Annotated in this window: 16 protein-coding genes, 3 pseudogenes and 1 other annotated feature; of the genes and pseudogenes, 8 read left to right on the top strand and 11 right to left on the bottom strand. The window is 61.1% G+C overall.

The features are described 5' to 3' along the window. Nucleotides 1–51: 51 nt before the first annotated feature. The 3 genes and pseudogenes from P7644_RS06365 to fliE form a co-directional block, all read right to left on the bottom strand. Nucleotides 52–450, bottom strand: a complete 399-nt coding sequence (locus tag P7644_RS06365; protein ID WP_404302308.1) for a hypothetical protein — start codon at nt 448–450, stop codon at nt 52–54. A 265-nt stretch (nt 451–715) separates the two neighbouring features. Beyond that, nucleotides 716–1,174, bottom strand: a pseudogene (locus tag P7644_RS06370) (class I SAM-dependent methyltransferase); the annotation flags it as partial. A gap of 33 nt (nt 1,175–1,207) precedes the next feature. After that, nucleotides 1,208–1,516: a flagellar hook-basal body complex protein FliE gene (fliE, locus tag P7644_RS06375; RefSeq protein WP_404302309.1), complete on the bottom strand. Its 309-nt coding sequence runs from the start codon at nt 1,514–1,516 to the stop codon at nt 1,208–1,210. Between the two features lie 747 nt (nt 1,517–2,263). On the opposite strand from fliE, the gene P7644_RS06380 reads away from it, so the two are divergent. The 6 genes from P7644_RS06380 (at nt 2,264) to P7644_RS06405 (ending at nt 6,782) form a co-directional block, all read left to right on the top strand. Next, entirely contained in the window at nt 2,264–2,590 is a 327-nt protein-coding gene (locus P7644_RS06380) for a hypothetical protein (protein ID WP_404302311.1), read from the top strand. Further along, nucleotides 2,587–4,017: a TolC family protein gene (locus P7644_RS06385; protein WP_404302312.1), complete on the top strand. Its 1,431-nt coding sequence runs from the start codon at nt 2,587–2,589 to the stop codon at nt 4,015–4,017. Before P7644_RS06380 ends, P7644_RS06385 begins: the two co-directional genes overlap by 4 nt. A 16-nt stretch (nt 4,018–4,033) precedes the next feature. Next, the gene (locus tag P7644_RS06390; RefSeq protein ID WP_404302313.1) at nt 4,034–5,446 is read left to right on the top strand and encodes a multicopper oxidase family protein; all 1,413 of its coding nucleotides are present in this window, start codon (nt 4,034–4,036) and stop codon (nt 5,444–5,446) included. 33 nt (nt 5,447–5,479) lie between these two features. Then, a complete protein-coding gene (locus tag P7644_RS06395) occupies nt 5,480–5,971 on the top strand; it encodes a plastocyanin/azurin family copper-binding protein (protein ID WP_207375578.1) in 492 nt (163 codons plus the stop codon). A 79-nt stretch (nt 5,972–6,050) separates the two neighbouring features. Continuing rightward, on the top strand, nt 6,051–6,392 hold the full coding sequence (locus P7644_RS06400) for a copper-binding protein (protein ID WP_207375577.1): 342 nt from the start codon (nt 6,051–6,053) through the stop codon (nt 6,390–6,392). 210 nt (nt 6,393–6,602) lie between these two features. After that, entirely contained in the window at nt 6,603–6,782 is a 180-nt protein-coding gene (locus P7644_RS06405; protein ID WP_207375576.1) for a hypothetical protein, read from the top strand. A gap of 230 nt (nt 6,783–7,012) precedes the next feature. On the opposite strand, the pseudogene P7644_RS06410 reads toward P7644_RS06405, so the two are convergent. After that, a pseudogene (locus P7644_RS06410) lies at nt 7,013–8,280 on the bottom strand (IS256 family transposase). A 305-nt stretch (nt 8,281–8,585) separates the two neighbouring features. On the opposite strand from P7644_RS06410, the gene P7644_RS06415 reads away from it, so the two are divergent. Continuing rightward, entirely contained in the window at nt 8,586–8,936 is a 351-nt protein-coding gene (locus P7644_RS06415; protein ID WP_207375624.1) for a DUF4148 domain-containing protein, read from the top strand. A gap of 67 nt (nt 8,937–9,003) precedes the next feature. Here the strand turns inward: P7644_RS06415 and P7644_RS06420 are convergent. From P7644_RS06420 to P7644_RS06450, 7 genes and pseudogenes are all read right to left on the bottom strand, one after another. Then, nucleotides 9,004–9,249, bottom strand: a pseudogene (locus P7644_RS06420) (DUF3363 domain-containing protein); the annotation flags it as partial. Nucleotides 9,250–9,263: 14 nt separating this feature from the next. Beyond that, nucleotides 9,264–9,722 (bottom strand): transposase, encoded by a 459-nt coding sequence (locus tag P7644_RS06425; RefSeq protein WP_404302314.1) that lies wholly within the window; start codon nt 9,720–9,722, stop codon nt 9,264–9,266. 36 nt (nt 9,723–9,758) lie between these two features. Then, a protein-coding gene (locus tag P7644_RS06430) for an IS3 family transposase (protein WP_404302316.1) occupies nt 9,759–10,993 on the bottom strand; the annotation gives its coding sequence in 2 pieces (ribosomal slippage) (nt 9,759–10,705 and nt 10,705–10,993; 1,236 coding nt in all). Next, nucleotides 10,599–10,715, bottom strand: a sequence feature (AL1L pseudoknot). (Overlaps the previous gene by 117 nt.) Nucleotides 10,994–11,023: 30 nt before the next feature. Continuing rightward, a complete protein-coding gene (locus P7644_RS06435) occupies nt 11,024–11,599 on the bottom strand; it encodes an IS4 family transposase (protein ID WP_404302318.1) in 576 nt (191 codons plus the stop codon). Nucleotides 11,600–11,602: 3 nt separating this feature from the next. Then, a complete protein-coding gene (locus P7644_RS06440) occupies nt 11,603–11,779 on the bottom strand; it encodes a hypothetical protein (RefSeq protein WP_404302320.1) in 177 nt (58 codons plus the stop codon). Nucleotides 11,780–12,084: 305 nt separating this feature from the next. After that, nucleotides 12,085–13,470: a heavy metal sensor histidine kinase gene (locus P7644_RS06445; RefSeq protein WP_404302321.1), complete on the bottom strand. Its 1,386-nt coding sequence runs from the start codon at nt 13,468–13,470 to the stop codon at nt 12,085–12,087. Then, entirely contained in the window at nt 13,471–14,154 is a 684-nt protein-coding gene (locus P7644_RS06450; RefSeq protein WP_404302323.1) for a heavy metal response regulator transcription factor, read from the bottom strand. It lies immediately after the preceding gene. A gap of 124 nt (nt 14,155–14,278) precedes the next feature. Between P7644_RS06450 and P7644_RS06455 the strand changes: the two genes are divergently transcribed. Continuing rightward, entirely contained in the window at nt 14,279–14,449 is a 171-nt protein-coding gene (locus tag P7644_RS06455) for a hypothetical protein (RefSeq protein WP_207576215.1), read from the top strand. The last annotated feature ends 30 nt before the right edge of the window (nt 14,450–14,479 follow it).

The following is a 14,479-nucleotide window of genomic DNA, read 5'->3' on the forward strand; positions in this document are numbered from 1 at the left end:
CCGGCGTCTCGGATCGCCGGCGCAGAAACGAATGGCATGGCGCTGGACACGTCAGACCTGCCTCGCATATAGCACCACGGCCACGGCCCACAGCAAGGCAGGCAGCAATAGCGCCCAGCGGAAGTCCGAGTGGAGGACGAAGTTCATCGCACTCAGCAGCCCAACCGTCACAAGCCCGGCGAACGCGGCGGCCCAGCCGGTGCCGCCTTGCCGCTCGCGCATGGCCATGCGCGCCAGGTGGACGATCAGTACGCACGCGCCCGCCATGAAGCCGCCCATCACCGTGAACACGATTCGCCGCCATGCCTCCAGACCGGGTGCCAATCCACGAAGCCGATCCAGCGGCACACTGATGAAGCGCGGATCCTCGGGCAGCAGCGCCGGCCGCAGGAACACGAAGTAGGCGCCCAGCCCGACGAGCCAGACGCCGCAGGCCATGAACAGCCACATGGAGGTGCGCGGTGCCTGCGTGCGCAGAGGCGCCACGACGCTGGGTCGGCAGGCGTCTCGGCGTGCTTGTCGGCGGCTCACGGCGTACCGCCCTGCGGCGACCGCGTCACTGCGGCCACGCGAAGCCGAACTGCGGATGGGGCGAACGCGGGTCTGCTGACCGTCCACCTCCACGCCCTCACATTGACCTGCATCGGGCAGAAGAATACAACTCGCGCAACCCGGTCAGCGGGCCTGCTCATCTTTCGCTCACCGTCATTGGCGTTCATGGGGTAGTACCCGAGTAAAGATCGCGGCGCGTCAAAGGAACGGGCCATCTTCCGTCGTCTCGTTTGGACGCTACGATCTGGTAGATCCCTGTGCCGCCCGCCTCGAATTCCAGCGCGCATGCCGCCATGTACAGGCGCCAGACGCGGAAGGTCACCTCATCGTCTTCCTGCAAGGCCTCCTCTCGGCGCACTTCGAGTCGCTGAACCCAATGACGCAACGTCAGCGCGTAGTGGGGTCGAAGACCTTCGACATCATGGATTTCGAAGCCGGACCGTTCCATCCCGAGCTGGATGTTGCTGACGCAGTCCAATTCGCCGTCAGGAAAGACATAGCGGTTGATGAACTCGGTCGCGACAGTTCGGTTCCAGCCCTCTTCGTCATGGGTGATCCCATGGTTGAGGAAGAGCCCGCCCGGCCGCAAAACACGCTGCACCACGGCGTAGTAGGCACTCAATACCTGCATTCTTACTGCTTCGCCTTCCGAGCATCAGACCTGCATGTTCATCACATCGGTGTAAGCCTGAACAATTCGGTTTCGGCTCTGCAGCGTGGCCTGAAATGCAATGTTCGACTTGACTCCTGCAAGCATCGTTTCTTCAAGACTGACAGTGGGGTTGTCGAAGGTGACCTCGCGGCTCAGGCGCCCAGATTCACTTTGCAATTGGCTCGTGGTCGTTAATGCCTGCTTCATCGCGTCCAAAAATCCACCGTCCTGAACTGTGGGTGCTTTGGACACCAACTTGCCCACCGAAATGACTGGCAGTAGTGCGTCAAGCGGGTTTGTGGTGACGTTCATGGTGTGTCCATTGTCGAACTGACGGAGGTTATGAGGGGCCTTTTTGGCGGGAGAAAGAGACCAGCGATCGATACGAAATAGTAAGTGTCGCCAGCCGATCAAGAAGCCCTGCAACTGGTGCGTCAGCCGTTCAATTGCACAGCTATGGATAACAGAAACGTCATCTTGCCGACATCGCCGTGAGTTGCCGGTACGCGCAGTGGTGTGCACCGCAAAGCATGAAGGTTGGCAGGTGCCACGCCGAAAGGAGCGTGGTCTAGAGTCGCTGCGAAATCTCGATCAACAGTTTGTTGCTGGAGCCAAAGCGGCTCATGGACGCGTGGTTCTGCTCCAGTTGGCTGTCGGGCAGATAACAGATCTCTAGCGCCGACACTCGGGAGCGCAGTGGAAGCGGCCACGGACGCGAGAAGTGCAGATGCGGCGCTACGGGCTTGATGCCCTGCGCGCATGGCGCTTCGGCGTCAACGGGCGCGGCCTCTGGTGGAACCCCGGGGCCAGGCACATGGTCGCCGCACTGCCGCCCAAATACTTTACAGGCGTGGGGCTGGTCTCGTTAGTGACCATCCAGCAACGCCTCCAGCGTTCCACTTGAACCGCCGTATGCGGAGCCGCACGTACAGTGGTGTGAGAGGGGTGAGGGGTAACACCTCACCCCTCCCGATCATGACAAAGATGTAATGAAGCCGTTATGCCTTTGACAGTTATTGGTTTGCACAATGACGTAAGTCAAAAATGCATCACAAATCCATGAACAATCTCTGGCTTTCACGACCTACCTCAAGCCTCTGGCTGGCCGCCGCGCTATTGGTGCCGTCCCTGGCATTCGCACAGATGCCAGAGGGCGAAACCGCGAAGGTGGGCTACCTGCTCTCGTACCGATCAGCCCTCTCGGGTTACGAGGCCTACAAGGAGCAGTCCGTCCAGCCCTGGAAGGCAGCTAACGACAAGGTGGGCGAGATCGGCGGCTGGCGCGCCTATGCGAAGGAAATCAAGTCGGGCGAGCCCGCGTCCGCCCAGGGCGCTGCTCCCGCCAGCGATCCGCATTCTGACCATCATGGGGGAGGCAAGCCATGATGCGTTTGCGTGCCACTCACGCCAAATGGGCCCTGTCTGCACTCGGACTGGCGGTGCTGACCGGCTGTGCCAGCGTCAGCTGGGATCAGAACATCAATCGTGTCAACGACGAAGCGGGCAGCTTCACTGAGGGCAAACTCGCCCTGGCTCGTACCCAGGTGGAGCACGACCAGCGCGCGCAGGCCGCTCAAGCCTTGCTGGCGCAGCCTCTGGGTCAGAAAGAAACCGTTCAGTTGGCCTTGGTGAACAGCCCGTCCCTGCAGGCCCTGCTGGCGCAGGGTTGGGCGGAGTCGGCGGATGCCGCGCAGGTAGGCCGGATTGCCAATCCCATCTTCAGTTTTGAGCGCATGACGGCCGGCACCGAGCTGGACTTAGGGCGTGCGCTCTCCTTTGGCCTGTTGGATCTGCTGACCCTGCCGTCCCGCTACAGTGTCGCCACCCGGAGAATCGAGCAGTCTCAGCTGCGTTTGACCAGCGACGTGGTGGACCAGGTCACGCGCGTGCGCCAGGCCTGGGTGCGCGCAGTGGCGGCGCAGCAATCGCTCAAGTACGCCAAGCAGGTCTATGAAAGTGCAGAGGCCGGAGCCGAACTGGCCAAACGCATGCAGGGCGTGGGCAACTTCAACCGCATCACCCGCGCACGCGAGCAGGCTTTTTATGCCGATGCGGCCACCCGCCTGAGTACGGCCCAGCACCAGGTCACGGCCAGCCGGGAAGAACTGGTACGTTTGCTGGGGCTGGATGAAAGCCAGGCGCAGGCGCTCAAGCTTCCGGAACGTCTACCCGATCTCCCCAAGCAAGCACTGGATCCGCAGGCGGTTGGCTCGCTCGCTACCAAGGCACGCCTGGACATCCGCCTGGCGCAGACCGCGCTGGATGGCGCGGCCAAGGCCCAAGGCCTGAACATGGTGACCAGCTTCACCGATATCGAGCTCACCGGGCGTCGCAACACGACATTTGACAATGCCGAGGGCACCCGCTCCACCGCACGCGGCTGGGAAATCGATGTGCGCCTACCCCTCTTTGACTGGGGCGGAATGCAGCGCGATGCGATGAACGCCCGAACGCTGGCGGCCGCCAACCAGCTTGAAGGCACGGTGCGTTCCGCGGGCTCCAGCCTGCGTGAAAGCTATTCGGCCTATCGGACGGCCTACGACGTGGCGCGGCACTACCGCGACGAAGTGGTTCCGGTGCGCAAGGTGATCGCGGAGGAGAACCAGCTTCGCTACAACGGCATGCTGATCAGCGCCTTCGAACTGCTGGCCGACGCGCGCGACCAGGTCGGTGCCGTCACGGCGGCCCTGGACGCGCAGCAGCAATTCTGGCTGGCCGACGCCGCCCTCCAGGCATCCGTGATCGGACGCCCCACCAACACTACCTTGTCGGTCACCACCAGCGCCCCCAGCGACGCGGGTGCTGGTCACTGATGCAGAGACGATTGCCATGACATCCAGAAGAGATTTTTTCAAGTTCGCCGGTATTGCTGGCGGCGCCGTTGCGGCCGGCGCGGTCAGCCGTGTCGCCATGGCGGCCTTGCCCGAGCCCGTCATTCAGACCAGCCCGAACACCATGGCCCCGCTGATGCCCAATTCGGGACGGCCGTACAACCCAGTGGTGACGCTCAACGGCTGGACCCTGCCGTGGCGCATGAACCAGGGCATCAAGGAGTTCCACCTGGTGGCCGAACCGGTGGTGCGCGAAGTGGCCCCAGGTATGAAGGCCCACCTGTGGGGTTACAACGGACAGAGCCCCGGCCCGACCATCGAGGTCGTCGAGGGCGACCGTGTGCGCATCTTCGTGACCAATAGGCTGCCCGAGCACACCAGTGTTCACTGGCACGGCCAGCGCCTGCCCAACGGCATGGATGGCGTGACCGGTCTGACGCAGCCGGCCATTCCGTCCGGCAAGACCTTTGTCTACGAGTTCGTGGCGCGCCGCCCGGGCACCTTCATGTACCACCCGCACGGCGACGAGATGGTGCAGATGGCCATGGGCATGATGGGCTTCTGGGTCACGCACCCGAAAGCCAGGCACCCGTTGATCGATAAGGTGCAACGGGACTTTTGCTTCCTGCTCAGTGCATATGACATTGAACCAGGCGCCGCAACGCCGAAGGTCGCGGAGATGACGGACTTCAACCTGTGGACATGGAACAGCCGTGTCTTTCCCGGCATCGACTCTCTGAACGTGCGTCTCAACGACAAGGTGCGCATCCGCATGGGCAACCTCACCATGACCAATCACCCGATGCACGTGCATGGCCACGAATTCGTGGTCACGGGCACCGATGGCGGCCCGACGCCCAAAAGCACGCGCTGGCATGAAGTAACCACCGACGTAGCCGTGGGGCAGATGCGCCAGATCGAGTTCGTGGCTGACGAGGAAGGCGACTGGGCCTTCCACTGCCACAAGAGCCACCACACCATGAACGCCATGGGCCACGACGTGCCAACCATGATCGGCGTGGATCACAGCGGCCTTGCCAAGAAAGTCAACAAGCTGATCCCCGACTACATGGTCATGGGCGAGCGCGGCATGGCCGACATGACGGAGATGGAAATGCCGATTCCCGACAACACCATCCCGATGATGACCGGCCAGGGGCCGTTCGGCTCGGTGGAGATGGGCGGCATGTTCAGCGTGCTCAAGGTGCGCCGCGACCAGAAGCCGGGCGACTACAAGGATCCGGGCTGGTACAAGCATCCCGCAGGCACGGTGGCGCATGAGTACACCGGCCCCATGGCTGAGCCCGCGCGCTTCAGCGCCGAGGGCGGCCAGTCCATGCCGCGCGCTCGCAAGCCTGCAACGCCGACCGAAGTCAAGGTGCGCAAGCCCACTTCGCATGGCGAGCATTGAGTTTCCCCTTCAGTTTTCAACGAGAGCCCATCCATGAAATTCACGCGATCCACTATTTCTCAACTCTTCGCTATGGCTGCGCTGGCCACATCGGGGGTAGCCTTCGCCAGCGGCACCCATGCAGGTGGCCACGGTGACGGGGGTGAGACAGCCATTGGCAAACCCGGCGTTGCCGCCAAGGCCGGTCGCATCATCACCATCGAAATGAGCGACAACATGCGTTACACGCCGTCGAACATTCAGGTCAAACAGGGCGAAACCGTGCGCTTCGTTGTCAAGAACGTCGGCCAGGTCAAGCACGAACTCAGCCTAGGCACCGAGAAGGAACTGCTGGAGCACCTGGAGCAGATGAAGAAGTTCCCGGACATGGAGCACGACGAACCCGGCAAGGTCACGCTCGCACCGGGCAAGCAGGGTGAAATCGTCTGGCAGTTCACCAAGGCGGGAGCCGTGAACTTTGCCTGCCTGATGCCTGGCCACTATGAGGCCGGCATGAAGGGCGCCATCAAGGTGGGCCGCAAGTGATGGCCTGAAGCGCCCACCACAGCCGGCCCAGCCATGGCAGGGCCAGCCCATAGATCCATCCATTTACCCAGAGGTCACCATGAACACCATCCAACGTCTGCTCACCATCTCCGCCCTCGCCATGGGCGCCGCCCTGCCGCTGGCGGGCCATGCACAGGTCAGTCCCAATTCAGGCCAGACTTCGGCTCCCGCACCCGCATCCATGACCGATGGCGAGGTCAAGAAGGTCGATCTGGACAACGGCAAGATCACCCTCAAGCACGGGGACATCAAGAACCTGGACATGCCCGGAATGACCATGGTCTTTACCGTCCGCGACAAGGGCCAACTCACCAACCTCAAGCCCGGCGACAAGGTGCAATTCATGGTCGTCCAGGAAGGCGGGAAGATGATCATCACGGACATCCAGCCCGTGCGCTGAGCAAATTCACAACCGCGCCATCTCGTCGGACGCGGCAGCCCTAGCCAACCCCTGCACCGCAAGGAGGATGCATCATGGTTCACATTCGCCATACCCTGATCGGCCTCTGTGTCGCCGCCGCCTCCGTGGGCGTGCTGGCGCAAGGCTCCGACGAGCACAAGGACCACCAACGATGCAATTCACGCCGGTGATGGTCAACAGCCTTCTGAGTTGCTCGTTCTGGACCACGGATTCGCACAACAGCCGATCGATCGCCGCAAGGTCCTCGCCGCCGAGCCGATCGATTTCGCGCAGGCGCTGCTCCACCGCAAGACGCTCATCCATTGGAAGCGGCTGTTGATTCAGCCAGACGCGCCCTTTGCGCCCGAACAGATCGCTTGCCGGACATGACGGGATCAAGGGCGCCGCAAGGACTGCATGGATCTCGTTGTTCAAGCGTGTGCGGTGACGATCAATCTGTGAACGGCGTGCCACCTGGCGGCGCAGCGCGAGGGTCTGCTTGTCGGGCATCCAGACCTGCGGCAGAAAGCCACTGGCGTACAGTTGTGCAGGGCGTGTCCGAATTTCTGTGTGTGAGGCTCATTGAACCTTCACCGATATCGTGAAGCTAGTTGAATATCTTACGTGCTCGATTTCGTGAACCGGTCTTCGTAGAGGATCGCGAATTGGTTCATCGCTGATTTCCAGTTGTTGGCCGCCCGTCCCCAGTCCTCGGTGATGTTGCGCAGTGCCAGCCAGATCAGCTTGGTGGCCGCGTCGTCGCTGGGGAAGTGTCTGCGCGTCTTGAGATCAAAGCGCAGCCTCGCATTCACGCTCTCAATCGCGTTGGTGTGTAAATCACCCTGCGCACCTCGGGCGGGAAGGCGAAGAACGGGATGACCTTGTCCCGGGCCCTGCGCCAGGCGCCAACGACGGTCGGGAATTTCTGGCCCCATGGCCCCTGGGCAAACGCATCCAGTTCGGCCTCGGCCGCCTCTGCGCTCACGGCCGTGTAGATCGGCTTAATGGCTGCGGCCAGCAGCTTACGATCCTTCCCGCTGGCGAAGTCCAAGCTGTTGCGTATCAGATGCACGATGCAGGTCTGCAGCGTCGTGGCCGGGAACACCGCTTGCAGCGCCTCGGGCATGCCCTTGAGGCCATCGGTCACGGAGATCAGGATGTCATGGACTCCGCGCGTCTTCAGATTGTTGAACACGCAACATCGCAGAACTTGGCGCCCTCGGTGTTCTCGATCCAGATCCCCAGGATGTCACGGCTGCCGTCGGGCAGCACGGCCAGCGCCAGATACACGGCCTTGGAGCGCACCACAGCGTCTTCACGTATCTTGACCCGCAGCGCGTCGAAGAACACGACGGGGTACATGGGCTCGAGCTGGCGCGTCTGCCAGGCCGAGACCTCGCTCATCACCGCGTCGGTGACGCTGCTGATGAGATCGGGCGAGACATCGACCGAGTACATCTCGGCCAGGAAGCCCTGGATCTCGCGCACCGTCATGCCGCGTGCGTACATGGCGGAGATCCAAGTCGTTAAAGCCGGTGAAGCGGCGCTCATGCTTGCCAATGAGCTGGGGCTCGAACGTGCCCTCGCGGTCGCGGGGAACGTCGATGCGCAAGGCGCCGACGTTGGTCAGCACGGTCTTGGCGCTCTTGCCGTTGCGGTGATTGACGGCAGCCCCTTCTGGCTTGGCCTGGCCGGGCGCGTAGCCCAGGTGATGGCTCATCTCGGCGCCCAGCGCTCGTTCAAGAACCGACTTCTTGAACTGCTGGAAGATGCCTTCGAGTTCGGCCGGCGTTACCGGCCCGGGAATGAGTTGCTCCAGCAGCTCGGCTGAGAATTGCGGCTGCGCCGCCTTGTCCGCTGCTGCAGTCGTCTTCGTCTTGCGTGGCATTCATGCTCCTTGTTGACATGCTATGCCTCACACACAAAATTTCTGACAGGCTTTCTGACAGGCTCGCTCGCGCCGATCCACTGGCGACTTCTGTCTACCCGTGTGGTAGATCCTCCGTCCTCCGCGTTTGTCCCCCGCACAGGTCCACCAACTTGCGCTCCAGCTCGCGCCGCTCCCTGATAAAAATGTCATCGGGCTGTCTAGATTCTGTTGGGGTGCGCTCCCTACGATGAACACATCTCCTCAACGCCCAAGCAAGGCATGAGAGATGCAAGTTTTATTCACCATCGCTAGGAGCTTCAACCATGATCCAACAACGCCTCTCCCTTTCTTCCATGATTGCCGCGGCGGCCGCAGTGGTTACCCTGGGCCTTCCAGGGATGGCTTCGGCCGCATACGAACATCCTGCCAACAATGAAAAGGGCGTAATCGTTCACCCGGAACACTTCAAGAGCGAGAAAACCCGTGCCCAAGTCAAAGCAGAAGCCGAGGCTGCCATGCGGCAAGGCCTCCTTTCTTACGGCGAAAGCAACTACCCTATCCGCACACCTGATGCAGCAGGTCCAGGCAAGACGCGTGAGCAAGTAATCAACGAATTGCGGAGCGAGTCCCCTGAAGAACGCGACGCGCGTCTGCGTCTCTATTCCCCCGGTTGATTGTCCTCGGTGGGGCTGCAGAAAATTCCTTGGAATCCATTCTGTGGGATTGTTGGCGTCGGCCTGACTAACCTCGGGCCAGCCCAGGCCGCCGTCCAATTTCCCATGACACCCCACCGCCGCGAACCGTCCCGACGAGTCGCTGACCCAGCCGCGGCTCGATCACCGACTTACACGGAACGAGCGAGAATCCCATGCCGTCATCCTGCATCTAGCAGCGTGCACTCGCCAGCATCACGGAACGCCGGTAGATGTCCGCAGCGCGCTGCGCGTCGGCCACGGGTCGATGTTTCTGGCCGGTTTCGGATCCGATCCTGAGGTTTCCCCTCAAACTTCAAGCGCGGCATTGGGATTGCTCCAGCGGCTAATGATCTGCAACAGTGGCTCGGTGGGCGGATCAAGGACAGTAACGATTAACCAGCCCAGTTGATGCACCGACAGCTGTGGGCGGCTGCGGCGGTTGGTCAGTTGCCAATGGCGTTGTTGCTGACCGTCGTAGGCCCATTGCCCGACCAGATACAGCACCCACTGCGCCAGCGTGGCGATCAGCACCAGCACGGCCAGGCGCTCGGGCGTGCGCGTACCGCTGCGCTCCAGGCCCAGACCCCAACGCGCATTCTTGGTGTCGCGAAACGATGGCTCGATTTGCATGCGCTGCGCGTACCGCGCCGCAATCGCTGCAGCGCTGAGCTGGCGCAGCGAGCATGAGGCGGCCAGCAGCCACGGCTCGGTTTGCGAGCGGGCATTCTTGCGTGAGTGTTTGCTGCGCGCGCGGGTGCCGCGCACCGTGAACCGCCCCGGCTTTCGAGGAGGCCGATTGGTTTAAGTTGACACTTCTGTCGAGGTGTCGCTGGCGGCGAGTTGCCTCCAGTAGTTTGCCTCAGCTTCTGCCGGAGGGATGCCCCCAATCGGCGTGAGCAGTCGGACGTGGTTGAACCAGTGCACCCATTGCAGGGTGGCCAGTTCCACGGATTCCCTGGTCTTCCAAGGTCCCCGGCGGTGAATCAACTCGGCCTTGTACAGACCGTTGATGGTCTCGGCCAGCGCGTTGTCATAGCTGTCTCCCCTGCTGCCCACCGAAGGTTGTATGCCCGCCTGGTCCAAGCGTTCGGTGTAGCGGATGCTGACGTACTGACTGCCCCTGTCGGAATGGTGCGTCAAGACATGGGCCGCTGGCTGGCGTTCGTACAGAGCCTGCTCCAGGGCATCGAGCACGAAGTCCGTCTGCATGCTGCGACTGACGCGCCAGCCCACGATGCGCCGAGCGTACACATCCACCACAAAGGCCACATACAACCAGCCTTGCCAGGTGGAGACATAGGTGAAGTCCGACACCCATAGCTCGTTGGGACGGCTGGCATGGAAGTGCCGGTTGACGTGGTCCAGCGGGCACGGGGTCGAGGTATCCGGCGTGGTGGTGCGCACCGCCCTGCCACGGCGTGCCCCTTGCAAGCCCATGGCACGCATCAGACGCTCGACCGTGCAGCGCGCCACCACGATGCCCTCGCGGTTCATCTGCAGCCAGACCTTGTCGGCTCCGTAGACCTGCCAGTTGGCGTGCCACACGCGCTGAATGTCGGCCTTCAAACCCTCGTCACGCTGGGCGCGTGCACTGCGCAGTTGCGCGTTGCGTTGCCGGGCTGCGTGGCGCCAGTAACACGACGGGGCCATCTGCAGCGCCCGGCAGATGGGCTCGACCCCGTAGTCATCACGGTGGCGGTCGATGTAGGCCTTCACGACTTGAGTCGGCGGTCGAGCTCCGCCTGCGCGAAAAACGCGCTGGCCGTCTTCAGGATGTCGTTGGCCCGGCGCAATTCTTTGACCTCACGCTCCAGTTCCTTGATGCGCTGCGCATCCGAGGTGGTGGTGCCGGGGCGCTGGCCGCTGTCGACCTCGGCCTTCTTGACCCAGTCGTTCAAGGTCTGTGGCACGCAGCCAATCTTGGGGGCAATCGATTCAATCGCTGCCCACAGCGACGGGTAGTCGGCTCGGTGCTCCTGCACCATGCGCACGGCGCGCTCGCGCACTTCCGGGGAGAACTTCGGTGACTTGTTCATAGCTCCATCTTCTCAAGTGTTGGAGCCTCCTCAAAACCCGGGGCGGTTCACCGTGTGCTTGTGCCGGCCTTTGGGCTCGTGCTTGAGCAGTACCAGCCGGCACACATGGGGGCGCGAGCGCACGCATTCATAAGCGCCCAGGTCGCTCGGCCTGGTGGTGGCTTGCGCCCACACGCTGCGGCAGCTGGCCCAGCGCGCCTGCGGGTGGTCCGCTGGACGCAGCAGATCACGCCCACGGATACGCCCCAGCCAATGCCAGCCGAGTTTTTCCACGGCGGCAAACCAGGGCGCACGAAAGCCTGCATCGGTGACGATGATAGGGCACGCCCGCTCGCCAACGATGGCCTTGAGCTGGCGCAGAAAGCGCGTATGCGTGCGGGGCGTGGCCGCCTGCTTGGCGCCGTACACCTGCTCGAGCAAGCTCAGGCTGCGCCCATGCAAGGCCAAGCTGGCGCGGATCAGCTGCACACTGCGATCGGCCTTGAGATCGCTCCAATCGACCAAGATCACTGGCTGCTTGCAGTCCGCAAGTATTTGCCTGGCCATGCCAGCGTAGATGTCTGCACATTGGCGCTGCAATGCCGCGTTGCCCAGCAGGCGATCCATGCATTAGACGCGCTGGCGCACGCTGGTGCGCCCGTTCAAGGCGCGGGCCAGGTTCGATAGGGTATGGCTGCGCGCATGCAACGCCGCCTCGACGGCCCCCATCAGAGTCTGCAGCCTGCGCTTGAGTAGGCCCGGGCAACTGCGGGCCAGCGTATCGCGCAAAATCTCTATGGCATGCATGGCGGTGTCTCCTCGTGGCTTGTGTGGAAACACCAGTGGGGACTCAACTAACCATGCATGCACTCAGGCGCTGTTTTGGACAGCCAATCTAGCCCCCATGCTATTGATTTGCAAGCGAAATTTGAGGGGAAACCTCAGGATCTGATCAGCTTATGAGGCCGAAAGCCTTTGCTGTGTTGGATGTCTCCGGTAATTCCGCCTGATCAACGAACGATTGATAGGCTGGTCAATTTCACCGGCGGCAACATAAGAGGGATAAGGTACTGTAGTGCCGATGGGAGCCCTGTTGGCGTTGGTTATTTCTATCACAGCAACCTGCTCGGAAATTCCAGACTGAACTTTGTTCTCCCCGCACCGGATTCAACCGTCACACGTCCCCCGTGAGCTTGTGCGATGGCCCGGGTAATTGATAGTCCTAGGCCAGCACCATCGGATTGTGGGTGCAATCGAGACGGGTCGGCACGGTAGAAGCGGTCAAACAGGCGAGGAATGATTTGAGGATCAATGTCCTCCCCTGTGTTCTCGACCGTCACGATAACGGCTTGCGCTGTATCGCTGATGTCAATCGTTACATCGCTATGGTTTTTGGAATGGCGCAATGCGTTCGATAGCAAATTGCTCAACGCTCTTCGAAACATCAGTCGGTCACCCAAGACGTCTCCGTCACCGAACAGGCGTAGTGTGACGCTCTTTTCTTCCGCGACGGCTTCGTAAAACTCCAGTAACGCCTGGGCTTCCTTCGCGGCGGAAAACCGCTCCTTGTTCGGCAAGTCAACCCCACGATCCGTCTTGGCCAGGAACAACATATCCGACACCATGCGCGCCAAGCGTTCGAACTCCTCCGCGTTCGACGCCAGTATGTCTCGATATGTGTCAGCGTCTCGCCTGGTGGAGAGTGCGACCTGGGTTTGCGTCAGCAGGTTGCTGATGGGCGTGCGAAGTTCATGCGCCAAGTCCGAGGAGAAATCGGAGAGTCGCTGAAAGTCATTTTGCAGTCTGTCCAGCATCTTGTTGAGTTCCTGCGCCAAGTCAGCCATTTCCACAGGAACTGCTTCGACGGGCATTCGCTTATCGAGACGATGGGAGCTGACCGTTGTGGCTCGGGTCTTCATGGCGCGCAACGGTGCCATGCCTTTGTAGGCTGCGAACCACCCCAGCATCCCGCTGACGAAGATGGCACCAATGGCGTAAAGCGCCAGCGTGCGCCGCAACTGCGCCATGAATTGCATGTGATCTTCCATGTCAATAGCGATCAGGAAATCCAGCGGTGGCGCCGCACTGTGGGCAGGGTTGACGCGCAAGTTCAACGCACGAAATTCACGGCCTTGGTTTTTCCAACTCTGAATCTCGGAAATCCGATGCTCTGGTGTTGGCGCATCTAAAGTGGCTGGAGGTTGAAACCCTTCAGTCTTGAAAAGAACATCCCCTTTAGCGTTTTTGACAATGACAGACAAGCCGTGGTGATTGTTCAATGACTCGCGTAAGCGCGATGGGATGTCATCGATGGAGTTGGTATTGACTACTATGTTCTCGATCAGGTGCTGTTTGTCTTGCAGCGTGATTCGATCCAGTTCCAGGAAGTGGCGTTCGGTCGCAACCAGGAACAACATTCCAAGCCCCAGCACCATGGCTGCAGCCACCATCGTGAAAAAGATGGCCAAACGATGGGTAAGCGAAAAGAACCGGAACATTTAAACGCTCTCCGGCGCTTCCAGCACATAGCCCATGCCTCGCACGGTCTGGATCAACTTGACGTCCTGGCCTTCGTCGATCTTCAGACGCAAGCGGCGCATCGCCACTTCGATCACGTTGGTGTCGCTGTCGAAGTTCATGTCCCACACCTGGGAGGCAATCAGCGAGCGAGGCAACACTTCTCCATGCCTGCGCATCAGCAACTCTAGCAAACCAAATTCCTTGGCTGTCAGGTCAATGCGGCGGCCACCCCGCGAGACCCGTCGGCGCAGCAGATCAAGCTCCAGGTCAGCCACGCGCAGTGTGTTGGTTTCGGTGCCTCCTCGGCCCCGGCGCAGAATTGTGCGTACACGGGCCAGCAACTCGGCGAATGAAAAGGGCTTGACCAGATAGTCGTCAGCGCCCAGTTCCAACCCTTTGACCCGATCTTCCACCTGATCCCGGGCCGTCAGGAACAGCACGGGCATCTGCAAGCCGCGATTGCGCAGGGACTGCAGCACCTGCCAGCCATCCAGTCCGGGCAGCATGACATCCAGGATCACGAGGTCGTACTCACCTTGGAGTGCCAGGTGCAGCCCATCGCTACCGTTGTGAGCCAGGTCGGCCACAAATCCGGCCTCGCTCAATCCCTGGCGAAGGTATTCACCGGTTTTAGGCTCATCTTCGACGATCAATATCTTCATGGTCACTCTCCGCTATCTGGCGTAGACGTGAGTTTGACGAGTTTCTGCGTTCCCGACATGCAGATAACAAATATGTAATCTGGCGCACAGCTTTCTGACAGGGTCGCTCTTCAGAATCTCTTCCATGAGATCGGTCATTCGTCGTGATGTGCCCAGCAAGGTCACGCTGGTCCCTGGCAAGCAAGGTGAGATCGTCTGGCAATTCGCCAAGGCGGGCACTGTCAACTTCGCGTGCCTGATGCTTGGTCATTACGAGGCCGGCATGAAGTGGGCCGTCAAAATGGCCAAGAAGTAATCCACTTTTTTACTCTCATTCCTGAGGAAA

The sequence above is a fragment of the Alicycliphilus denitrificans genome (genome assembly GCF_044792555.1).
Lineage (GTDB): Bacteria > Pseudomonadota > Gammaproteobacteria > Burkholderiales > Burkholderiaceae_C > Alicycliphilus > Alicycliphilus denitrificans_A.